This window comes from Leucobacter alluvii, assembly GCF_039530485.1.
In the GTDB taxonomy this organism is placed as follows: domain Bacteria; phylum Actinomycetota; class Actinomycetes; order Actinomycetales; family Microbacteriaceae; genus Leucobacter; species Leucobacter alluvii.
This window is the reverse complement of record NZ_BAAAOP010000003.1, coordinates 283,120-304,275: the sequence shown is the minus strand read 5'-3', so window position 1 is coordinate 304,275 and position 21,156 is coordinate 283,120. Positions and strand designations below refer to the sequence as shown.

18 protein-coding genes and 1 tRNA gene are annotated in these 21,156 nt (G+C 68.6%); 4 read left to right on the top strand and 15 right to left on the bottom strand.

The window, feature by feature from the left end; genetic code table 11:
* Positions 1-25 precede the first annotated feature (25 nt).
* Positions 26-1,078, top strand: a complete 1,053-nt coding sequence (locus tag ABFX18_RS03410) for an aminotransferase class V-fold PLP-dependent enzyme (RefSeq protein WP_346057390.1) — start codon at positions 26-28, stop codon at positions 1,076-1,078.
* Between the two features lie 33 nt (positions 1,079-1,111).
* Here the strand turns inward: ABFX18_RS03410 and rlmN are convergent, their stop codons facing one another.
* The 12 genes from rlmN to guaB1 form a co-directional block, all read right to left on the bottom strand.
* A complete protein-coding gene (gene rlmN, locus ABFX18_RS03405; protein ID WP_200331848.1) occupies positions 1,112-2,419 on the bottom strand; it encodes a dual-specificity RNA methyltransferase RlmN in 1,308 nt (435 codons plus the stop codon).
* A gap of 48 nt (positions 2,420-2,467) precedes the next feature.
* Positions 2,468-2,905: a DUF779 domain-containing protein gene (locus ABFX18_RS03400; RefSeq protein ID WP_346057389.1), complete on the bottom strand. Its 438-nt coding sequence runs from the start codon at positions 2,903-2,905 to the stop codon at positions 2,468-2,470.
* 26 nt (positions 2,906-2,931) lie between these two features.
* Positions 2,932-4,455 carry an acetaldehyde dehydrogenase ExaC gene (gene exaC / locus ABFX18_RS03395; protein WP_346057388.1) on the bottom strand — a complete coding sequence of 508 codons (1,524 nt, stop codon included), beginning with the start codon at positions 4,453-4,455 and terminating at the stop codon, positions 2,932-2,934.
* A gap of 136 nt (positions 4,456-4,591) precedes the next feature.
* The gene (locus tag ABFX18_RS03390; RefSeq protein ID WP_346057387.1) at positions 4,592-5,986 is read right to left on the bottom strand and encodes a sigma-54-dependent transcriptional regulator family protein; all 1,395 of its coding nucleotides are present in this window, start codon (positions 5,984-5,986) and stop codon (positions 4,592-4,594) included.
* Positions 5,987-6,071: 85 nt separating this feature from the next.
* Positions 6,072-7,172, bottom strand: a complete 1,101-nt coding sequence (locus ABFX18_RS03385) for a carboxylate-amine ligase (RefSeq protein WP_346057386.1) — start codon at positions 7,170-7,172, stop codon at positions 6,072-6,074.
* A gap of 57 nt (positions 7,173-7,229) precedes the next feature.
* Entirely contained in the window at positions 7,230-8,024 is a 795-nt protein-coding gene (locus ABFX18_RS03380) for a fumarylacetoacetate hydrolase family protein (protein WP_090149904.1), read from the bottom strand.
* Positions 8,021-9,130 (bottom strand): branched-chain amino acid aminotransferase, encoded by a 1,110-nt coding sequence (locus ABFX18_RS03375; protein WP_090150155.1) that lies wholly within the window; start codon positions 9,128-9,130, stop codon positions 8,021-8,023. The genes ABFX18_RS03380 and ABFX18_RS03375 overlap by 4 nt, the downstream gene beginning before the upstream one ends.
* Before the next feature lie 32 nt (positions 9,131-9,162).
* A complete protein-coding gene (locus ABFX18_RS03370; protein WP_346057385.1) occupies positions 9,163-10,227 on the bottom strand; it encodes a 3-isopropylmalate dehydrogenase in 1,065 nt (354 codons plus the stop codon).
* A 126-nt stretch (positions 10,228-10,353) separates the two neighbouring features.
* Positions 10,354-10,426 (bottom strand) — tRNA-Glu (locus tag ABFX18_RS03365).
* A gap of 165 nt (positions 10,427-10,591) precedes the next feature.
* Positions 10,592-11,758: an AI-2E family transporter gene (locus tag ABFX18_RS03360; protein WP_211650414.1), complete on the bottom strand. Its 1,167-nt coding sequence runs from the start codon at positions 11,756-11,758 to the stop codon at positions 10,592-10,594.
* 64 nt (positions 11,759-11,822) lie between these two features.
* Positions 11,823-13,253 carry a threonine synthase gene (gene thrC / locus ABFX18_RS03355; protein WP_346057384.1) on the bottom strand — a complete coding sequence of 477 codons (1,431 nt, stop codon included), beginning with the start codon at positions 13,251-13,253 and terminating at the stop codon, positions 11,823-11,825.
* Between the two features lie 109 nt (positions 13,254-13,362).
* Positions 13,363-14,883, bottom strand: a complete 1,521-nt coding sequence (gene guaB1 / locus ABFX18_RS03350) for a GMP reductase (RefSeq protein ID WP_346057383.1) — start codon at positions 14,881-14,883, stop codon at positions 13,363-13,365.
* Positions 14,884-15,081: 198 nt separating this feature from the next.
* On the opposite strand from guaB1, the gene ABFX18_RS03345 reads away from it, so the two are divergent.
* Positions 15,082-16,074, top strand: coding sequence for a DUF4190 domain-containing protein (locus ABFX18_RS03345; protein WP_346057382.1), 993 nt, complete (start codon positions 15,082-15,084; stop codon positions 16,072-16,074).
* A gap of 108 nt (positions 16,075-16,182) precedes the next feature.
* Entirely contained in the window at positions 16,183-16,671 is a 489-nt protein-coding gene (gene mscL, locus ABFX18_RS03340; RefSeq protein WP_234037446.1) for a large conductance mechanosensitive channel protein MscL, read from the top strand.
* A 46-nt stretch (positions 16,672-16,717) separates the two neighbouring features.
* On the opposite strand, the gene ABFX18_RS03335 is transcribed toward mscL, so the two are convergent.
* Both ABFX18_RS03335 and ABFX18_RS03330 read right to left on the bottom strand, forming a co-directional pair.
* Positions 16,718-18,124 carry a dipeptidase gene (locus ABFX18_RS03335; RefSeq protein ID WP_346057381.1) on the bottom strand — a complete coding sequence of 469 codons (1,407 nt, stop codon included), beginning with the start codon at positions 18,122-18,124 and terminating at the stop codon, positions 16,718-16,720.
* 92 nt (positions 18,125-18,216) lie between these two features.
* Positions 18,217-19,326, bottom strand: coding sequence for a YihY/virulence factor BrkB family protein (locus ABFX18_RS03330; RefSeq protein ID WP_346057380.1), 1,110 nt, complete (start codon positions 19,324-19,326; stop codon positions 18,217-18,219).
* Positions 19,327-19,488: 162 nt separating this feature from the next.
* On the opposite strand from ABFX18_RS03330, the gene ABFX18_RS03325 reads away from it, so the two are divergent.
* Positions 19,489-20,628: a DNA alkylation repair protein gene (locus ABFX18_RS03325; protein ID WP_346057379.1), complete on the top strand. Its 1,140-nt coding sequence runs from the start codon at positions 19,489-19,491 to the stop codon at positions 20,626-20,628.
* On the opposite strand, the gene ABFX18_RS03320 is transcribed toward ABFX18_RS03325, so the two are convergent.
* Positions 20,592-21,104: a mycothiol transferase gene (locus ABFX18_RS03320; RefSeq protein WP_090149926.1), complete on the bottom strand. Its 513-nt coding sequence runs from the start codon at positions 21,102-21,104 to the stop codon at positions 20,592-20,594. The genes ABFX18_RS03325 and ABFX18_RS03320 overlap by 37 nt on opposite strands.
* Between the last annotated feature and the right edge of the window lie 52 nt (positions 21,105-21,156).

Below are 21,156 nucleotides of genomic sequence, written 5' to 3'. Positions count from 1 at the left end.
ACTCACGGGCTCCTACGCTGGCAGCATGAACGCACAGACCACGCTTCTCGAGCTGCAGCGGCAGTACCCCTCGGTGCCCGGCTATCTCTCGGCCTGCACGGCGGGGCTGCCTGCGACCACCACCACCGCCGCGCTGCAGACCTTCATCGACGAGTGGTCGACGGGTCGCATGGACGCGCATCGGATCAGCGCTCAGGTCGAGCAGTGCCGAAGCCTCTACGCGGGGCTCGTCGGCGTCGCGCCCGAGCGCGTCGCCGTCGGCACGCAGATCTCCCAGTTCGCGTCGGTCGTGGCGACCGCGGTTCCTGACGGGGGCGAGGTGCTCTGCGTGGCCGGCGATTTCTCCTCACTGACCCACCCGTTCGAACAGGCCGGCCGCAACGTGCGCGTGAGGTACGTCGAGCTCGAGCACCTCGCCGATGCGGTTCGCCCTGGCACGTCCCTCGTCGCCTGGTCGCACGTGCAGTCGGCATCGGGCGCAGTATCGGATCATCGAGCGATCCTCGCCGCGGCGGAGGCTGCCGGGGCGCTCACCTGCGTCGACCTGACGCAGGCCGTCGGCTGGCTCCCGGTGGATGCGGGCGACTTCGACATCACCATCTGCCACGCCTACAAGTGGCTCAACGCGCCCAGAGGCTCAGCGTTCATGACCGTTCGCGCGGGTCTCGACGATGCCCTCGTGCCGATCGCGGCCGGGTGGTATTCGGCCGATGACCCCTGGAGTTCCTGCTACGCCGGGCACACTCCGCTCGCAGCGGGTGCCGGGCGCTTCGACCTCTCCCCCGCCTGGCCCGTCATTCCCGGTACCGTCGCCGCGCTCGAGACCATCGCGAGCATCGACACGGGTGCCCTGCACGAGCACGCGCTCGGTCTTGCGAACGCCGCCCGATCGGGTCTCGGGCTCGAACCGGGAGATTCGGCCATCGTCACCTGGAGCGACATCGAGGGGGTCGACCTGGCGTCGCTGACGCGCGCCGGAATCGTCGCCTCGGGACGCGCTGGCAACGCGCGCGTCGCGTTCCACGTGTGGAACACCCCTGACGACGTGGCCGGCCTCATCGAGGCGCTCAGGCGCTGAACCGGACCGGTGGACCGTCGCTCGCGCTGCGGGTCAGCCCGCTGCGGCGAAGGCCTCGGCCTCGGCCACGTCTTGCTCGGTGGCCACCAGCTGCCCGCATGCGCCGTCGATCTCTTTGCCACGGGTATCGCGGAGCGTCGTGGGGATGCCGGCGGCGTTCAGGCGGTCGACGAATTCGCGGGTCACCTCCCGCGTCGATGAGGTCCAGATCGAGCCCGGTGTCGGGTTCAGCGGAATCGGGTTCACGTGCACCCACCCGCGACCGCGCTCGTTGAGCTTGTCGGCGAGCAGGTCGGCGCGCCAGCCGTGATCGTTCATGTCCTTGATGAGGGCGTACTCGATGGAGACGCGGCGACCCGTCGTCTCGTAGTAGTGGTAGGCCGCGTCGAGCACCTCTTCGACCTTCCACCGGCTGTTGACCGGGATGAGCTCGTCGCGCAGCTGATCGTCGGGCGCGTGCAGCGACAGCGCGAAGGTGATCGGAATGTTCTCGGCGGCCAGCTTGCGGATCGCCGGGGCGAGCCCCACGGTCGAGACGGTGATACCTCGCGCCGACATGCCGAGGCCCTCCGGCGACGGTGCGATCATGCGATGCACCGCGTTCATCACGCGCTTGTAGTTCGCGAGGGGCTCGCCCATGCCCATGAAGACGATGTTGTTCACGCGCTCCGGCTCCGCGCCCTGAGCGACGCGACGGGCGCCCCCCAGGCCGCCTTCGGCGATGACGCGATTGGCCTGCACGATCTGGTCGAGGATCTCGGCGGTCGACATGTTCCGGGTCAGCCCCGCCTGCCCCGTGGCGCAGAAGGGGCAGTTCATGCCGCACCCGCATTGGCTCGAGACGCAGAGCGTGATTCGGCCGGGGTATCGCATGAGCACGGACTCGACGAGCGCGCCGTCGAACAGCCGCCACAAGAACTTGATGGTGTCGCCGTCGTCAGTCACCAGGCGCTTCACCTCGGTGAGCAACGGCGGGAAGAACGCCGCGGCGAGTTCCTCGCGGCGGTCCTTCGGAAGATCCGTCATCTGCTCCGGATCGGTCGTCCGGTGCTCGAAATAGTGCTTGGAGAGCTGCTTCGCGCGGAACTTCGGCACGCCCAGCTCGACGACCTTCGCCTCCCGCTCCTCGAGCGTGAGGTCAGCCAGGTGGGTGGCCGGCTGCTTCACGCGCGGCGACGCGAACTGCAGCGTCGGGCGACCGTCGGGATCCGCGATCTGCTTCCAGCCCTCGGCCTTCGGGCGCACCTGCGGGCGAGCCGCAGCGTCGGCCGAGCGAGGCCGGGTTTTGCGCAGCGGCGTGCTCTCGGGAGCGCGGTCATGGTTGAGCTTGTTGGGATCCACACGTCTATTGTCGCAGGTCGCAGGCGCGACCCCCTCCGAGAGCGCCGATCAGAGCAACCGCGACCGGATGAGAAAGCGCAGACCCTCCGGAGCTTCGAGCGAGAAGCCGCTGCCGCGACCGGCGACCGCGTCGACCGTGAGATGGGTGTGCGCCCACACCCCGAACTGCTCCCGCGACATCCAGAAGCCGATCTCCCTGGGCGCCCCCGCGCGGCCGGGCGCCGAGCCGCTCTCACCGAGCGACGGCAGCTCGAGGGTGCCGAGCAGGACGTCTTGTCCGCCGGTGCGGAACTCGCCCAGCGGATAGCACATCGGCGCGCTGCCGTCGCAGCAGCCACCCGATTGATGGAACATGAGCGGGCCGTGCATCGCCCACAACCGCTCGATGAGCTCGATCGCCGCCGGCGTGAATGCCAGACGGCTCTCGGTCTCTCCGGCCACCTCTGGTCTCGCCGCCAGAGGCGCGACTGCGTCCGACCCGCTCATGATCCTGTCTCCTTGCCTTCGTCGGGTTAGAAGAATCCGTCGGCGCTCTCGCGGTAGCTCACGAGCAGGTTCTTCGTCTGCTGGTAGTGGTCGAGCATCATCAGGTGATTCTCCCGCCCGATGCCGCTCGACTTGTACCCGCCGAACGCCGCGTGCGCGGGGTACGCGTGATAGTTGTTCACCCATACCCGGCCCGCTTCGATCGCCCGCCCAGCCCGGTACGCGGTTGCGCCGTCGCGACTCCACACCCCCGCGCCCAACCCGTAGAGGGTGTCGTTGGCGATGCGAATCGCGTCGTCGAAGTCGGTGAAGGTCGTGGCCGAGACGACCGGGCCGAAGATCTCCTCCTGGAAGATGCGCATGGAGTTGTCGCCCCGGAAGATGGTGGGCTGAATGTAGAACCCGTCCGCGAACTCGCCCCCGAGGTCTTCGACGCCACCGCCGGTGAGCACCTGCGCGCCTTCCTGCCGCCCGATGTCGAGATACGACTTGATCTTCTCGAACTGGTCGTTCGACGCCTGCGCGCCGACCATGGTGTCGGTGTCGAGCGGGTTCCCGCGGGTGATGCGCTCGGTGCGCTCCACGACTGCGTCGAGGAAGTCCCCCGCGATGGACTCCTGGATCAGTGCGCGCGACGGGCAGGTGCATACCTCTCCCTGGTTGAGCGCGAACATCGCGAACCCCTCCTGCGCCTTGTCCCAGTAGCCGTCGTCCGCGCGCATGACGTCGTCGAAGAAGATGTTGGGGCTCTTCCCCCCGAGCTCCAGCGTCACGGGAATGATGTTCTCGGAGGCGTACTGCATGATCAGTCGGCCCGTCGTCGTCTCGCCCGTGAATGCGATCTTCCTGATCCGGGGATTGGAGGCGAGAGGCTTGCCCGCTTCCGCGCCGAACCCGTTGACGATGTTGACGACGCCGGGCGGGAGCAGGTCTCCGATGAGTTCGAAGAGGAACAGAATGGAGGCCGGCGTCTGCTCCGCGGGCTTCAGCACGACCGCGTTGCCGGCTGCGAGCGCCGGTGCGAGCTTCCAGGTCGCCATCAGGATCGGGAAGTTCCAGGGGATGATCTGTCCGACGACGCCGAGCGGCTCGTGGAAATGGTAGGCGACGAGGTCTGCATCGATCTGGGAGAGTCCGCCTTCCTGGGCACGGATGGCGCCGGCGAAGTACCGGAAGTGATCGATCGCCAGAGGAATATCGGCGTTCAGCGTCTCGCGCACGGCTTTGCCGTTGTCCCACGTCTCGGCGACGGCGATGGCCTCGAGATTCTCCTCGATTCGATCGGCGATCTTGTTCAGGATCACTGCGCGTTCCGCCGGACTGGTCAGCCCCCACGCGGGTGCGGCGGCATGGGCGGCGTCGAGCGCTGCCTCGATGTCTTCCGCGGTGCCGCGCGCGACTTCGCAGAATGCTCCGCCCGTGATCGGTGTGACGTTCTCGAAGTACTGCCCCCGCACCGGGGCGACCCATTCTCCGCCGATGTAGTGCTCGTATCGCGGTGCGAAGGTCACCAGTGCGTCCGGGTGGCCGGGTGCTGCATAGACGGTCATGTGCATCTCCTCTGACATCGTTGTCCGGGTCGATCCGCTGGTGCAGTGCGGATGCTCGACGGTAGGACGGTCGAGGTTGCACGGAGGTTGCACCTCCCGCGTCGCGGGTGCGCGCCCGCGGATGCGTGCGCCCCGGTCAGCTCGTGTCGCGGGCGAGATGCTCCAGTCTCGCCACCACGCGTGCCCGCTTCGGAGACAGCGCCGGCAGCACTTGCAGCAGCGTCTCCCAGACCTGCACGTCGTCGCTCGCCCAGCTCTGCGCGTAGGCGAACAGCGGGTCCGGGCCCGCCCACTGGAGCATCGCCTCGCGCAGCGTCGCGTCGACGGAGGCCCGGAGCTGCTCGGCGATCGGTGCTCTGGAGGTCGGCAGCACCGGCCCCTCGTACGCCGCGAGCGCGAGGCGGTGGGCGCCCCGCCCAATTGCTTCGAGCGTCTCGTGCGCGTCGATCCGGATCCCGGGTACGAGCCGATACGGCTTCGAGCTGAGGTCGAGCTCCACGCAGTGCCGTTCCAACCACCTGCGCAGCCGCACCATCTCGGGGCGCAGCGTCCGCTCAGACCCCTGAGCTCCGTAGACCGCCTCCGCCAGCGCCCGCGCCGAGAGCCCCTGCGGGGCCGCGGCGAGGGCGAGGAGGATCTCGGCGTGCCTCCCGCTCACGGGCTCCGCGCCTCCGAGATGCTCGAGCAACGCGGGCTCACGACCGAGCACGACGAGACGTGGCAGGGACTGCGGTGCGCCGTGCGTCGCGCCCGTTGCCGCACGTGAGCGGGAAGGCGCCGCTGACGAGCGATTCCGAGCACCGCGATCCAGCTCGATTCGCCGGCGGAGCGCCACGAGCTGCAATTCTGCTTCGACCGCAGCGAGTGTCGCTTCCATGAGTGGCATGAGATGCGGCGACGCGGCGCCATCGCCGCCGGTGACGTCGATCACGCCGATGATGGCGCCGCTTCCCGGGTCGTGCACCGGCGCTGCCGTGCAGCTCCACGGATGCACTGCTCGAGAGTAGTGCTCGGCGCCGAGCACCTGTATCGCGTGGTCCAGCGCGAGCGCGCTGCCGGGAGCGCTCGTGCCCACGGCCTGCTCCGACCAGTCCATTCCAGCACGGAACCCCATCTCCTCCGCCTGGCTGCGCAAGGTCCGATCACCGTCGACCCACAGCAGGCGCCCGGACGCATCCCCCACGGCGACGATGAAGCCCGATTCGCTCGCCTCATCGAGCAGCAACCGGCTCACCACGGGGAGCACACTCCCGATCGGATGCGTCGCACGCATCTCCGTCAGCTGCGCCTCAGACAGGGACGGACGTTGCGGGATACCGTCGGGGTCGATGGTCAACCGGCGGGATCGCAGCCAGGATTCGAGGACGACCGTGCGCACGGCAGACGCTTGGGCGAAGCGATCACGGAGCTCCGGATCACCGGCGAGCTGCGGCGAGCGGTCGTCCACGAACCGCTCGTGCGCCCGCTCCAGCAGCTTTCGTCGCTCGAGCACGGATTCGCCCCGTCGGAGCGCGCGCCATCCGTTCGTCATCCCGACCCCTTCCTCGCGGTCTCGGATGCCTTGAGCGTACCCGACCGACGTCGGAGGCGGCACGGCCGTGCGCTGCCCCGGTGCGCTACCGTTCCCGGTGTCCGGCCCGGTAGAGCTCGAGCAGACCGGGCATGCCAGCAGCCCGCCAGCGATCCACCTGCACCTGGGCCGGCCCGCCATCGGCTCTCCGGCGGTCGAGGAACGCTCGCACAGTATCGAGGTCTCCCGCGTGCGTCAGCTCATCCGACACGTATTCCAGGAGTCGATCGATGGCGTCGAAGGCAGGCGTCGGATTCCCCGTCACCGGATCCACGAGTTCGCTCCTCAGGCCGTTCCGGGCCGCGAGCCAATGCGCGCCCCGCACGACGTCCCGCTGCCATCGCGGCGACTCGATCCCCATGGCGGAGTCGCGCAGCGCCCGAGCGACGAGTGCGCGGAAGAGCACGCCGTAGGCGACCGCATCGCGCGGGTCGAGCTGCGCGTCGGCGAGACGCGCTTCGATGGTCGGGTACTTCTCGGAGAGTCGGATCGACCAGTTCACGAGTCCGCCGTCGAGCAGGGCGCCCGAACGCACCAGGTCAGCCACGACGCCGTCGTACTCTGCGGCATTCTCGAACCGCGGCGGGTATCCAGCTGTCGCCCACTGCTGCATCGACATGTACCGCCAGTCGGCGTATCCTGTGTCCTCACCCACCCACAGCGGGGAGTTCGCCGTCAGAGCGACGAGCAGCGGGGACCACGGCGCGATGCTGGCGATGGCTGCGACGCCCGCCTCTCGCGACGGCACCTCGACGTGCACGTGGGTTCCCGTGGAGTAGTAGCGCGTGACCATGCCTCGCATGGCCTCCTCGATGTCGGCGTAGCGCTGCTTCGCAACGCGGCTGCCCAGGCGATCGCCGCCGAGCGGGGGCAATCCGGTCCCGGCGAGCACCACTCCCAGTTGGTCCCCTGCTCCGGCCGCGGCGGACCGGAATGCGCTGAGAGCCTCATACGCCTCGTCGGCGCGCACGCAGATGGGAGTCGCCGTCTCCAGCTGACTGTGGAAGTACTCGTGCTCCGCCAGGTGCCCCGGGATCGCCGCGATGATCTCGTCCACGCGGTCGGAGGGCAGGCCGGTCGCCGAGTCGAGCAGCAGGTACTCTTCCTCGATGCCGAAGCGCGGCGAGGCGGGGAGGGAATCGGGCATATCAGCACCTGCTCCTTCGTCGGGAAACACCAGTGTGTCACAGCCCTCAGCCGGGACTCACACGACCCGGTTGCGCAGGATCCCGATGCCCTCGATCTCGACCTCGACGACATCGCCGGCTTCGAGTCGCCCGACCCCGGCCGGCGTGCCGGTGAGGATCACGTCTCCGGGCAGCAGCGTGAACGCCTCCGATGCGTAGGAGACGATGCGGGCGAGCGAATGGATGAGCTGAGCCGTACTGCCGTCCTGCCGCACCTCGCCGTTCACCCGGGTCATGACGCGCGCGTCGGCGAGATCAGGATCGGTCTCGATCACCGGTCCCAGCGGGCAGAAGGTGTCGAAGCCCTTCCCTCGTGCCCATTGCCCGTCCTTGATCTGGATATCGCGCGCCGTGACATCGTTCGCGCAGGTGAATCCGAAGACGTACTGCAGCGCCTCGTCCTCCGGCACGTTCTTCGCCATCGCACCGATCACGACCGCGAGCTCTCCCTCGTGCTCGACGCGGTCGGAGACCGCGGGCCGCACGATCGCGTCGCCGGGGCCGATGATCGAGGTGTTGGGCTTCAAGAACAGCAGGGGCTCCGCTGGCGCGCCGCCATCGATGCCCGTCACGCCCTGCATCTCTGCGACGTGATCGGCGTAGTTCTTGCCGACGCAGACGATCTTCGAACGCGGAATGACGGGGGCGAGCAGCTGCACGTCTGCGAACGCGAAGCGTCGACCGGTCGTCGCGTAGCCCGCCACCATCGGGTCGCCGGTGAGCTCGACGAGCTCGATGTCCGCCCCCGCCTCCGCCTGATCGAGCACGCCGAAGGCGATCTCGCCGTCGACCTGGAAACGCGCGACCTTCATCGAGCCACCTCCGAACCCGCCGGAACCATCACGTGCAACCAGCCGTGCCGATCCTCGCCCGCGCCGAACTGGATGCCGGTGAGCTCCTCCCGCAACGACATGGTCAGCGGGCCGGGCGCGCTGCTGCCGAAGTCGATCTCGAGATCGGTTCCCTTGAGGCGCTGGATCGGCGTGATGACAGCGGCGGTGCCGCACGCGAACGCCTCCGTGATCGTGCCCTGCGAGACGCCTTCGCGCCACTCGGACACGGTCACCTCGCGCTCCTCGACCGCGTGCCCCCGATCCCTCGCCAGCTGGATCAGGCTCCGCCGGGTGATGCCGTCGAGAATGTTGCCGTTCAGCTGCGGCGTCACGAGCGTGCCGTCGGAGCGCACCAGGAAGAGGTTCATGCCGCCGAGCTCGTCGATCGTGTCGTCCGTCGAAGAATCGGTGAAGAGCACCTGCTGGCAGCCGTTCTCGGCCGCCACCTGCTGCGGCAGGAGCGAAGCCGCGTAATTGCCGCCGCACTTCGCAGCACCCGTGCCGCCCCGACCGGCTCGCGAGTGCTCCTCGGAGAGCCAGATGGACACCGGCTTGACGCCTCCGGTGAAATAGGGGCCAGCGGGGCTCGCGATGATCAGGAAGCGCGCGCGCTCGGCGGCGCGCACACCCAGGAAGCTCTCGTCGGCGATCAGGAACGGTCGCAAGTACAGGCTCTGATCATCGCCACTCGGCACCCAGTCGGCGTCGGCGGCGACGAGCTCCTGAATCGCGGCGACGAACAGGTCCTCGGGGATCTCGGGCAGCGCGAGGCGGCGTGCGGATTCATTGAGCCGGCGCGCGTTCGCGTCCGGACGGAACGTGACGATCGAGCCGTCGGGGCGGCGGTACGCCTTCAGGCCCTCGAAGATCTCCTGCCCGTAGTGGAGTACCGAAGACGCCGGGTCCATCGGGATCGGCCCGTACGGCACGACTTCCGCGTCGTGCCAGCCGGCTTCCTTCGTCCACACGATGGAGATCATGTGATCGGTGAAGTGGTTGCCGAAGCCGGGATCGCGGAGGATCGCGTCGCGCTCGGTGTCGGAGAGGCGCTCTGCCTCGGTGTGGGTGAACTGCAAGTCGGTCATCAACATTCTCTCTCGCGTGGTGGAGTGCGCGGTCAGGCTCCGCGCGGCATCAGCTGGGCGATCACGGCGTCGCCGATCGCCCCCGTGCTCCTCGTCGCGGCGCCGCGCGAGACGAGGTCGGCTCGGACAGCGGAACGCAGGCGTTCGCCGTCGGAGACGAGTCCCAGGTGATCGAGCATGAGACCGGCGGAGAGGATCGCCGCGGTCGGATCGGCCAGCTGCTTCCCTGCGATGTCGGGAGCGGAGCCGTGCACGGGTTCGAACATGCTCGGGAACGTGCCGTCGGGATTGATGTTGCCGGAGGCCGCGAGCCCGATGCCGCCTCCGATCGCGCCGGCCAGGTCGGTGAGGATGTCTCCGAACAGGTTGTCGGTGACGATCACATCGAAGCGCGACGGATCCTGCACCATGAAGATGGTGGCGGCGTCGACGTGCATGTAGTCGACGGCGATCTCCGGGTACTCCGCGGCGACCGTCTGCACGATGCGCTGCCAGGTCGCGCCCGCGTGCACGAGCACATTCGTCTTGTGCACCCAGGTGAGCTTCTTGCGTTGACGGGTGAGTGCGGTCTCGAAGGCGTAGCGGACCACGCGTTCGATGCCGAACGCCGTGTTCACCGACACCTCGGTGGCGACCTCGGCGTGCGCGCCGGGCCGGAGGCGCCCGCCGTTGCCCGCGTAAGGCCCCTCGGTGCCCTCGCGCACCACGACGAAGTCGACGTCGCCCGGCTCGGCGAGCGAGGAGACGACCCCGGGAAACAGGGTGCACGGGCGCACGTTGGCGTAGTGCTCGAAGTCGAAGCGGAGCTTCAGCAGGAGACCTCGCTCGATGTTCGCGTGCTGCAGTCGCGGGTCGCCGGGCACTCCGCCGACGGCGCCGAAGAGAATCGCGTCGTACCCGGCGATCGCCGCCTGCTCGGACTCGGGAAACGTCTCCCCCGTCTCGAGGAAGCGCTGCGCGCCGAGGGCGAACTCGGTGCGGTCGAGCACCACATCGCCGCCTTCCAGCACGGCGTCGAGCACACGATTCGCCTGCTCGATGACCTCGGGTCCGATCCCGTCGCCCGGAATGACGGCGAGCTTGATGATACGGGTCACGTGACGCTCCTTCGTATGCTGGACAACCCTTCCAGCATACTGCGGCCGATACTCGCCTCGTCGCGCGTCGGGAGCGGGCCCGAAAACGCCAGAAGCCCCACCCGAAGGTGAGGCTTCTGCATTCGGTGACCCCAGCGGGATTCGAACCCGCGTTACCGCCGTGAGAGGGCAGCGTACTAGGCCGCTATACGATGGGGCCGAATGGCGTTACCCGCTTCCCGGGCTTCCCCGGCTGCGCTGGCAACTCATATATATAAACACATCAGCGCACCGCAAGCCAAATCGGGCCGCGCAGCCCGGGTGTGTCCCGCGTGATTCTGCGCTCCTGGGCAGCCATCGCGCGGGACCCTCCCGGGCGGGCGACTCAGAAGTCCGCGGTTCGGTGGGGCCGCGCCCACTTCGCAGGAGTGTTCGCGCCGTCCCATACCTGGATGACTCCCCAGGCCACAGCGGCGATCGGCACCGCGAGCACCGCGCCGAGGATGCCGCTCAGAACGGTACCGATCGTCAATGCGAGCAGGATCACGAGCGAGTGCAGCTTGAGCGCGCGCCCCATGAGCACCGGCTGCAAGAAGTTGCCCTCGAGTTGGTTGACGAGGATCACCACGCCGACGACGATGAGCGCGTTGACGAGGCCGTTGGACACGAGCGCGACGAGCGCGGCGAGAATGCCGGCTACCGTTGCGCCGACGATCGGGATGAACGCGAGCACGAACACGAGCACGGCGAGGGGCAGGGCGAGCGGCACCTGCAGGATCACGAGGCCGAGACCGATGCCGATGGCGTCCACCGCTGCGACGCCAGCGGTGCCGCGGACGTACGAGCCGAGCGTCGCCACGGTCTTCGCTCCGGCGCGCTCCGCCCGGCGGAGCGACTCGCCCTGGAACGGACGCAGCAGGAAGCGCCAGATGGTCGGGCCGTCTTTGAGGAAGAAGAAGAGCACGACGACCATGAGCACGAGCCCCGTGATGAAGCTCGTCAGCGCACCGACACCGGCGAGCGCCCCCGACCCGAACTGCGCGCTCGTGATGAAGTCGAGGATCTGATCGCCCCACTCGTGCAGCTGCGAGTCATCGGCCAGGAACGGCAGGGTGCGAGACCACTCGACCACCTGCTCGAACCCGTCCTGCGCCTGGGACGAGAGATCATCCCACTGGTCCCGCACGGCCCAGACGATCAACCAACCGATTCCGGAGAGGATCACGACGATGCCGAGGAGCACGATGACTGCAGAGAGCGCGGCCGGCACATTGCGGCGACGCAGCCAATTCGTGACGGGTGAGAACGTGCTCGCGAAGATCAGCGCCAGCAGGATCGGGATCACGACGGTGGTGAGAGAGCGCATGCCCCAGATGATCGCGGCGGTCAGGATCAGCACGATGATCACCTGGAGCGACCGCGTGGCGGTCAGCCCGAAGCCGTCGCTCCACGCTGAGCGCATGCTTCTCGGCCGCTCCGATCTTCCATCGATGCCGAGCTCGATCCGCGTGAGTCGCTCATCGATCTCGCGCTTGGCGCCCCATCCGAACATTCGCACTCCCCTATCGTTCGATCACCACTCTTCGGGCCGCCGCGGCGGCTGCTGCTTCTGCTGCCTACCGATGCACAGCGTGAGCCGAGATGAACGCTCGCAGCTCACCGGCGTCGTCTGCCATCTCGGTGACGCGCTGCGCGCGCTCCAGCAGGCCGGCGAGCTGCTCGGGAATCCCGAGCTGCACGCCCGTCGCTTCGAACACGATGTCAGGGAACTTCTCGGGCTTCGCGGTCTCCAGCACGAGCATCGGCACTCCGGGCTCCACGTACTCGCGGGCGACCTTCACGCCATCCGCGGTGTGCGGGTCGATCAGGATGCCGCTGCGCTCGTGCACGGAACGGATGGTCGCCACGCGATCCGCGTGCGTGCTCGAGCCGCTGCGCAGACCGTACTCCGCCTCGAAGCGCACCAGTTCGGCGGTGAGATCGATGCGACCGGTCTCATCGAGCTCGCGCCAGGCCTCGCCGAGCCGCTCGGAGTCGCATCCGACGAGGTCGTAGACGAACCGCTCGAGGTTGGACGCCTTCGAGATGTCCATGGACGGGCTGGAGGTCGCATGCGTCTCGGCCGCAGTGCGCGGCGCGTAGACGCCGGTGCGGAAGAAATGATCGAGCACATTGTTCTCGTTCGCGGCCAGCACCAGTTTGCGCAGCGGCAGCCCCATCGTCTTCGCGAGATGTCCGGAGAGAATGTTGCCGAAGTTGCCCGACGGAACGGTCACCGACACCTCGTAACCGGCGCGCTCGTCCGCTGGCACGCCGTCGCTCGCGCGGAGCCACGCCCAGAAGTAGTAGACGATCTGAGCGCTGATGCGGCCCAGGTTGATCGAGTTCACGGTGCCGAGGTGATGGGCGCGTTTGAACTCGAGATCGCTCGAGAGGGACTTCACGAGGTTCTGGCAGTCGTCGAAGACGCCTGCGACCGCGATGTTGTGGATGTTCTCGTCTTCGAGTGAGTACATCTGCGCGCGCTGGAACGCGCTCATCCGACCCTGCGGGGAGAGCATGAACACCGCGATGCCGTCTTTGCCGCGCAACGCGTACTCGGCCGCAGAACCCGTGTCTCCCGAGGTCGCTCCGAGAATGTTGAGCGCGCGATCGCTGCGGGCGAGCACGTACTCGAGCGCCTGCCCGAGGAACTGCATGGCCATGTCTTTGAAGGCGAGGGTCGGCCCCTCCGACAGCCCGACGAGCGTGATCTCATCGTCGATCGGGGTGAGCGGAACGATCTCTTCCGTGACGAAGAGTTCCGAACTGTACGCGTCCCGGCACATGCGATCCAGGTCGTCACGGGGAATATCCGTGGCGAACCGGCTCAGCACCTCCGCGGCGAGCTCGGGGTAGCTGAACGACCGCCACGACTCGATCTCATCGGCCGTCACCCGGGGCAGCGTCTCCGGCACCACGAGTCCGCCGTCGGTCGCGAGCCCTTCGAGCAGGATCGCGCTGTAGGGGGCCGGCTCCATGCCGCCACGGGTCGAGATGTACTTCACCGATGCTCCTTACGGTCGTAGATGCACCAGTCTATGGGGAGCACCCTCTCGCGAAGCGGCCGATGGACGGAATCGAGGATGAAATCGACTGCCGCTCGAACGCGCTCGGCTACCAGGAGACGGGCAGCGCCTTGCCCTCCTCGTATCCCGCGGCCGACTGCAGTCCGACGCGCGCCCGGTCGTGGAAGGCGGCAACGCTCTCCGCTCCCGCGTAGGTGAACGACGACCGCACCCCCGACGTGATCATGTCGATCAGATCCTCGACACCCGGTCGCTGCGGATCGAGATAGATCTTCGACGACGAGATGCCCTCGGCGAAGAGCTGCTTGCGAGCGAGATCGAACGCGTCGAGCCCCCCGAACCGACCCTGCACGGCTTTCGCGGAGGCCATGCCCCACGACTCCTTGTACTGCCGCCCATCGGCATCCGCCAGGAGTTCTCCCGGCGACTCCGCGGTGCCCGCGAACCAGGAGCCGATCATCACCGACGACGCTCCCGCCGCGAGCGCGAGGGCGACGTCCCGCGGATACCGCACGCCGCCGTCTGCCCAGACATGTGCGCCGAGTTCGCGCGCCGCACGCGCGGTCTCGATCACCGCCGAGAACTGCGGGCGCCCCACTGCGGTCATCATGCGGGTCGTGCACATCGCCCCGGGCCCGACTCCCACCTTCAGGATCGAGGCGCCCGCCGAGACGAGATCCTGCACCCCCTCCGCAGTCACGACGTTTCCCGCGACGATCGGCACTCCGAGATCGAGCCGGGCCACCGACTCGAGCGCGCGGAGCATCCCGCCCTGATGGCCGTGCGCGGTATCGACCACGAGCACATCGGCACCCGACTCGGCGAGGGCGCGCGCCTTCGCGGCGACGTCCCCGTTGATGCCGACGGCCGCAGCCACGGCGAGCCGTCCCTGCGCGTCGAGCGCCGGCCGGTAGATCGACGCGCGAAGCGCGGAGCGCCGCGAGAGCGTCCCGAGCAGCATGCCGTCGCGGACCACGCACACGGCGTCGGCCGAGCCGCCGGGGTTCGCTCGCAGCGCGGCGTCGACCGCGTCGAACGCGGCGCGAGCATCTCCGAGATCGGATTCCTCGATCACGACGGTCTGCGCGTGGAGGAGATCGCCGAGCCGCGCATCTGACGGGACCGATGAGAGCCGATGCGCCCCGAGCGTTCCGCGCACCGCGGTGATCGGCAGCAGCGAAGCGGGCGCATCGGAGTTCGTCGCCGTCGCGCGCGAACTCGACCGGTCATCATCGGCCACCACCACGAGTTGACCGTCGGCGTTCGGAATCCAGCGGAGCGCGTCGGCGGCCGTGGCATCGGGTGGAAGCACGATCGCGCCGTCGACCGCGACGGGTTCGTGCTTCACGCGCCGAATGGCCTCTGAGGTCGCCTCCGGCGACAGGTCCTGCGGGAGCACCGCCAATCCCCCGCGGCGCGCGAGCACTGCCGCCAACCTCGGGCCGGTCACCGAGTTCATGTTCGCCGCGACGAGCGGGATCGTCGCCGGCGTGCCATCGTCGGGCGCAAGAGCCACGTCGAGCCGGCTGCGCACCTCCGAATGCCGCGGCACCAGGAAGACATCTGAATACGTGAGATCGACTGTGGGGGTCGCGCCGAGGAACTCCATGCGTCCAACGCTAAGCCATCCAGCCTCCTGGACGCTGGTGATTGCGGACACCGAGCGAAATCGGACGGCGTACGCGGTTCGCGCATAGGATGGCATGGTGCGACGGGGACCCGTGTCGCACCACCGGGGTCGCGCTCGTCGTCGGGCGACGCGAATCGGCCCGGGGAAGCCGATCCAGCTGAAGGAGCCAGACCGCTCATGTCCGACCCGAATCTTCCGAACGGCGAGCAGCCGAAGCAGCCCACCACGCCGCTGCAGCCGCCGTCCGTGTCCGAGCCGGAGCTCACCTCTCAGCTCCCCTCCGATTTCCAGCCAGGGCCCGCGGTGCCTCCGCCTGCGACGACGCCGCTGCCCGCGGGCGCATCGGTGCCTCCCCCGCCGGGTGCGACGCCTCCGCCTCCCGGCGTGACGCCGCCAGCTCCGCAGCAGCCCGGCGCTTCGCAGCCCGGCGCTTCGCAGCCCGGCCAGGCGCCCTATGGCGGCGTCCCACCGCAGGGCCCGCAGTCGCCCCAGGGCGGGTACGGCTCCGGCGGCTACCCTCCGGCGACGCCGAAGGGCCTCGCCATCGCGTCGCTCATCATCGGTATCGCCAGCCTCGTCTTCTTCTGGGCGTGGTTCATCGGGATCCTCGGCGGCATCGCAGCCGTGATCCTCGGTATTCTCGCGCTGAGGAAGCGCCAGTCGAAGGGCATGTCGCTCACGGGCGTCATCACCGGCGGCGTCGCCGTCCTCGCGGGCATCGGGGCACTGATCTTCTCCCTGTTCATTCTCGGTTCCGTGATGAACGCCACCGGTGCGGCAGTCGACGACTACGAGCAGATGACGGAAGAGCTCGAGACCGCTTCGCCCGCTCCGAGCGAGAGCGAGCTCGACGGCGCAGCGGAAGGTGCCGCCGAGGGCGCCGCCGATGCAGCGGCTGATAGCTCGAGCGGCACCGGTGAGGATGTCGGTGAACGCTCCGCAGAGTTCTGCGATGCGCTGACCGCGTTCTCGACGCTCGGCGCCTCCGGAGAGCTGACGCCGGAGGTGCTCGACTCCCTGAAGCCGCTCGCCGACATCTCGAGCCCGAATCAGTCGGTCTACGAGCGCTTCTACGAGTACGCCAAGGACCCGACGAGCGTGGACGACAGCAGCACCCTGATCAGCGACTACTTCGACGCCGTCACCGACGACGCGATGGCCTGCGTCTGACACGTCTCGACTTTCGGGGCCCGGTGCGGATTGTTTCGCGCCGGGCCCCGACTTCGTGTGCGGGAACCGCTAACGTGGAACCGCAGTCGTGACTAGGGAGGAGAACACATGTTGAGTGGATTCAAAGCGTTCATTCTGCGAGGAAACGTGATCGAGCTCGCGGTCGCCGTCGTCATCGGCGCCGCGTTCAATACGGTCGTGCAGCGAGTCGTCGATTCGCTGATCAACCCGATCATCGGGCAGGCGTTCGACGCCGACTCGCTCGACGGTGCGTTGATCGTCGGGTTGCCGCGGGGCGGAGAGATCGCGTTCGGCGCCGTCATCGGAGCGATCATCAACTTCGTGATCGTCGCCGCGGTCGTCTACTTCGTGTTCGTCCTGCCCATGAACAAGCTCCGCCCGAAGGTCGCCGAGGCCCCGACCGGACCGAGCGACGTCGACCTGCTCGGCGAGATCCGCGATCTCCTCAAAGCTCAAGCAGCACAGGAGCCCGGCTCATCGCAGACCGCTCCGGAGGGACCAGCGGCTCAGCCGGTCTCTCGCGCGGCGGATATCACTGCGGCCGACGATGCGAACGGCCCCGCGCACAAGCATTGACGCAGCGTCGCGCGACGGCTGACGCCCATCGCGCGACGCCGATGGGTCAGGCGATGCGCTGATCGAGACGAGCGAGGAACAGCGCTTCCGACAGCAGCGATTTGCGGAACGATTCGAGGTGCAGCGACTCGTTCGGACTGTGCGCGCGCCCGTCGGGGTCCTCGACGCCCGTGACCAGGATCTGCGCTTCCGGAAACTCGTCCACGAGCTCCGCGATGAACGGGATCGATCCGCCGACGCCGATATCCACCGGGTCGCGCTCCCAGGCGTCGGCCATTGCACGACGCACCTCGGAAACGGCCCAGCCGCTCGTGTCGACCTGGAACGCCTGCCCCAGGCCAGGGTCTTCGAAGGTCAGATGCGCGCCGAACGGCGCGCGATCCTGCAAGTGCTGCACGAGGGCCGCATACGCAGCATTCGGGTCCTGCCCCGGAGCGATACGCGCGCTGATGCGCACACGAACACTGGGAATGAGCGTATTTGAAGCATTCGCGACGTCGGGAGCGTCGAGGCCCGTGATCGAGATCGACGGCTGAGCCCAGAGCCGCGAGAGGATCGCGCCGCGACCCACCGGACTCACCCCGTCGAGCAGTCCCGTCTCGGAACGCAGCCGCGCCTCATCGTAGTCGGGCACGTCGAGGTCCGCCGCCCCGAGCCCGTCGACGGCGACGGCGCCGTCCGCGTCCCACAGCGTGTCCAGCAGGCGCACGGCCGCGAGCATGGCGTCGGGCACCGCCCCTCCGAACATGCCGGAGTGGGAGGCGCGGTCGAGCGTCTGGATGCGCACGTTGAACGCCACAGCGCCGCGCAGCGCCACCGTCAACGCCGGCGTCTCCTCATCCCAATTGCTCGAATCGGCGACGATGATGGCGTCCGCCGCGAGCATGTCGCGGTTCTCCCGGAGGAAGTTGCCGAAGGACTGCGACGCCCACTCCTCCTCACCCTCGATGAAGAGCGCGATGCCCAGGTCGAGATCGCGCTTCTCCGATTCGGCCGCCGCGGCCAGCGCACGAATGGCTCCGATGTGCGCCATGACGCCCGCCTTGTCGTCGGCGGCCCCGCGTCCGTACAGCCGCCCGTCGCGCAACGTCGGCTCGAACGGCGGCGACAGCCAGTCTTCGTCCTTCCCGGGAGGCTGCACGTCGTGGTGGGCGTACAGCAGCACCGTCGGTCGCCCGTTGCGTGCCGCACGACGAGCCACCACGGCGGGCTGCCCCAGATCGGTCCCGCCCTCGACGGGGGCGCGACGCACATCGACGACATCGAAGACGCCGGTCTCGCGGAGCAGTTCCGCGATCTCCTCGGCGCTCGCGGCGACGTGCGCCGGGTCGAAGGCGGGCCACGACACCGACGGAATGCGCACGAGTCGTTGCAGGTCGTCGAGCGTGCGCTCGTGCCCCGTCCGTGCCGAGGCGCGAACGGCCTCCTCGAAGTGGTGCTGCTGGTCGGTCACGTGCGCCTGCCTTCCCTCATCGCGAAGCCTCATGCGCCCGTCGGTGCGGGCGATCACTTCACCCTATCTCTCGAGCCGCGGGCGGCGACCTGCTACTGCCCCGGCCGCGACGCTCGCTCCGCCGTTGCTCCTGCGTGCGGCTCCCCCGTCGCATCGACAACCGCTTTCGCGCGTTCGCTCTGCTCAGCCTCCTGCGCGGCGCGCAGCTCGCGCGTCGCAGCGTGGACGAGTTCCTCGGCCCGAAGTCGCCGGCGCTGCACCAGCGTTTCGGCGCCGAACTTCTCGCGCAGTCGGTCTTTGGATTCCGCTGTTGCAGTGATGATGACGCTGCAGGCGATGAGAATCACCTGGGACGAGAGGTTGATCCAGAGCAGCAGCGCGATCAGCGTCGCGAACGACGCGAGCAACGGGTTCGCGGTGGCTCCCCGCACGAAGAGGCCCGAGAGCTCCTGCAGCACGACGAGCCCGACGCCGCCGACGACGGCTCCGCCCCACAGCGCCTTCGCCGGCGCTCGCACGCCGGAGAGCACGCGGAACACCAGTGCGATGGCGACGGTATCGATCACGAAGACGACGAGGATGCCGAAGACGCGGGTCGCCCACTCCGTGAACGACCCGTTCACCATTCCCAACCACGTGAGCAGTGACGAGATGCCGAAGGAGCCCACCACGCTCACGACTGCGGCCGCCGCGAGCAGCCCTCCGAACAGCACGGCGACCAGCAGGTTGCGCAGGATCACCCACAGCACGAACACGTCGTCGTGCACTTCGTCTGCGAGCGTCCGCAATGCGATGCGAAGACTCCCGATCGCGCTGATCGCCGCACCGAGCAGGCCGAGCAGGGAGATCACTCCGACGATGGAGAATCCGGGAGCGGCGAACGTGCTCGGATCGACGATGTCGCCGATGCCGGGGATCACTCGATCGAGTGTCTCGGTGAGCGTCGCCATCGCCTCCGGGTTGGAGCTCAACCAGAGCGCTGCCACGGAGAACCCGAGCGAAATGCCGGCGAAGACGCTGAACAGCGCCCGGTATGTGAGGCTGTCGGCGAGCATGGAGCCGCGATGCTCGCCGTACCTCAGGAATGCGCGAACCAGTCTCATGCGCAGGGCCCCGGCGATCAATCGGGGCACCAACCCTCGGTCGGCCGCCGGCGCTGCGACCGCAGCGCTCTGGGACGGGTCTCGGTCGTGCGCGCTCATGGTGCTCCTCTCGGCGCCCCGCTCGAGGCAACATCTCGACGCTAATGGGCTGACGGGCGCCACGGCAACTGGCTTACTCCCGCCCTGCGGGGTGCCGTACACTCCATGCGGAGCGCGATTCCTTCTGCGCGCCCCTGCAGCCTGGACGAGCGGAGCGCCTCGATGTCGATGACCGATGAGCTGCTCGGTCGGGACCGCGCGGAAGCGCTCGCCAGATTGCTGCTCAATGCGAACCCGGCTGCCGACGGCGACGCACTGCGGGGCGCAGCAGCCTCGCTCGCCGGCCGCGGCCTCAGCGAGCGAGCGCGTCTGCTCGCCGGCGCCATGCGCGAGGACCACGGCACCGCTCCGGCTCGACTGAACGCGATCGTCCGCGCGGCGCAGCAGGACCCCGAGTTCTCGGGCTGGATGCTCTGGCCAGTCGGCCTCGCCGTCGCCTGGAGCGCACTCGAGGCGGGGGCGCCTGAGGCGTTCGACGACGCCCTCGCCCTGCTGCGTGAGCTGACACCCCGCATGACGTCGGAGTTCGCGATCCGCCCGCTGCTCGGGGACGATCTCCCCCGGGCGCTCGCGCAGATGCAGGGATGGACCGGCGACCCCGACTGGCACGTCCGCCGTCTCGCCTCCGAGGGCAGCCGACCGCTCCTGCCCTGGGCAGAGCGCATCCCGGCGCTCATCGCCGATCCCCTTCCCACACGAGGCATCCTCGATGCGCTCTCCGACGACCCGGAGGAAGCGGTGCGCCGATCGGTGGCGAACCACGTGAATGACCACAGTCGGCATCATCCCGGATTCGTCGTGGAGTGCGTCGCCGGTTGGCGGGCCGCCGGCGGTGCACATGTCGACCGCACCTCGCGACACGCGCTCCGCACGCTCGTGAAGCGAGGTGACGCGGATGCGCTCGCACTGCTCGGATACGGGCTCGCGCGGCTCGACGTCACCCCGCTCGCGCTCTCCCGCCCGCGCGTGATGATCGGCGACGAGGTGCAGTTCTCGGCGACGATCACCAACCGCGGCTCCGACGCCGCGCGCATCATGATCGACTATGTGCTCGCGTTTCCCGATGCCCGCGGACGCGAGCGCACGAAGGTGTTCAAGCTCGCCCGCCGCGAACTGGCGCCCGGCGAGGCGGCGCGCGTGTCAGCCGCGCAGTCCTTCCGCCCGATCTCGACGCGCAGATACTACCCGGGACTCGCCTCCCTCGCCCTGCAGATCAACGGCGTCGTGCACGGTCGCACCGAGTTCGCGCTGGACGAGCCGGCGCGTCACTCGAACGCGCCGCTCCCGAGGCCGACGACGTAGGACGCCTGCCCCACGTGTTCCAGGGCGTCTGCCGAGATACTCACGAGTCGTGAAGCACGGGTCACCGGCGGATCCCATGCTTCATCGATGACGTCGTCGAGCGCGGGGTCATCGAGCGACATCAGATAGGCCACCTGCGCCTCCACCGCGGCGCGCAGGTGCTCGAGCAGCAGCGCCGCGTCTCCGGAGACGATGCTCCTCGCCTCCTCCGCGCTGTGGCCGTATCCGATGCTCGACGCAGCTGGGCCCAGGTCGAATCGCCGGTCGAACCCCTGAGCCGTCCAGATCGGCTCCTCGCCCGAGAGGCTCGCGACTTGCTCGTCGATCTCGCGCGCCGCATGCCACAGCAACCACGCAACGGAGTTGTCGTGGTGCGGGTGCGCGTTCAGCAGTTCTGGTACGAGCTGTGGACGCAGCGCCTCGGCGGCGTCCAGCGGGCGCCGAGCCAGGTCGACGAGAGCTTCCGTTGCGCGCATCGTGAATCCTCCGTGATCGTTCTTCCGCAGTCCGGCAGGGATGGGCGCGGCC

What these genes read in the sequence shown, in the direction of transcription:
- ABFX18_RS03400 (WP_346057389.1), bottom strand. Translation starts at nt 2,905, where the DNA reads ATGAGCGGGTCGGACGCAGTCGCGCCTCTGGCGGCGAGACCAGAGGTG.
- guaB1 (WP_346057383.1), bottom strand. Translation starts at nt 14,883, where the DNA reads ATGGAGTTCCTCGGCGCGACCCCCACAGTCGATCTCACGTATTCAGAT.
- ABFX18_RS03325 (WP_346057379.1), top strand. Translation starts at nt 19,489, where the DNA reads ATGTCGATGACCGATGAGCTGCTCGGTCGGGACCGCGCGGAAGCGCTC.
- mscL (WP_234037446.1), top strand. Translation starts at nt 16,183, where the DNA reads ATGTTGAGTGGATTCAAAGCGTTCATTCTGCGAGGAAACGTGATCGAG.
- ABFX18_RS03385 (WP_346057386.1), bottom strand. Translation starts at nt 7,172, where the DNA reads ATGCCCGATTCCCTCCCCGCCTCGCCGCGCTTCGGCATCGAGGAAGAG.
- ABFX18_RS03360 (WP_211650414.1), bottom strand. Translation starts at nt 11,758, where the DNA reads ATGTTCGGATGGGGCGCCAAGCGCGAGATCGATGAGCGACTCACGCGG.
- ABFX18_RS03390 (WP_346057387.1), bottom strand. Translation starts at nt 5,986, where the DNA reads ATGACGAACGGATGGCGCGCGCTCCGACGGGGCGAATCCGTGCTCGAG.
- ABFX18_RS03330 (WP_346057380.1), bottom strand. Translation starts at nt 19,326, where the DNA reads ATGAGCGCGCACGACCGAGACCCGTCCCAGAGCGCTGCGGTCGCAGCG.
- ABFX18_RS03410 (WP_346057390.1), top strand. Translation starts at nt 26, where the DNA reads ATGAACGCACAGACCACGCTTCTCGAGCTGCAGCGGCAGTACCCCTCG.
- ABFX18_RS03320 (WP_090149926.1), bottom strand. Translation starts at nt 21,104, where the DNA reads ATGCGCGCAACGGAAGCTCTCGTCGACCTGGCTCGGCGCCCGCTGGAC.
- exaC (WP_346057388.1), bottom strand. Translation starts at nt 4,455, where the DNA reads ATGACCGTCTATGCAGCACCCGGCCACCCGGACGCACTGGTGACCTTC.
- ABFX18_RS03380 (WP_090149904.1), bottom strand. Translation starts at nt 8,024, where the DNA reads ATGAAGGTCGCGCGTTTCCAGGTCGACGGCGAGATCGCCTTCGGCGTG.
- ABFX18_RS03345 (WP_346057382.1), top strand. Translation starts at nt 15,082, where the DNA reads ATGTCCGACCCGAATCTTCCGAACGGCGAGCAGCCGAAGCAGCCCACC.
- ABFX18_RS03375 (WP_090150155.1), bottom strand. Translation starts at nt 9,130, where the DNA reads ATGACCGACTTGCAGTTCACCCACACCGAGGCAGAGCGCCTCTCCGAC.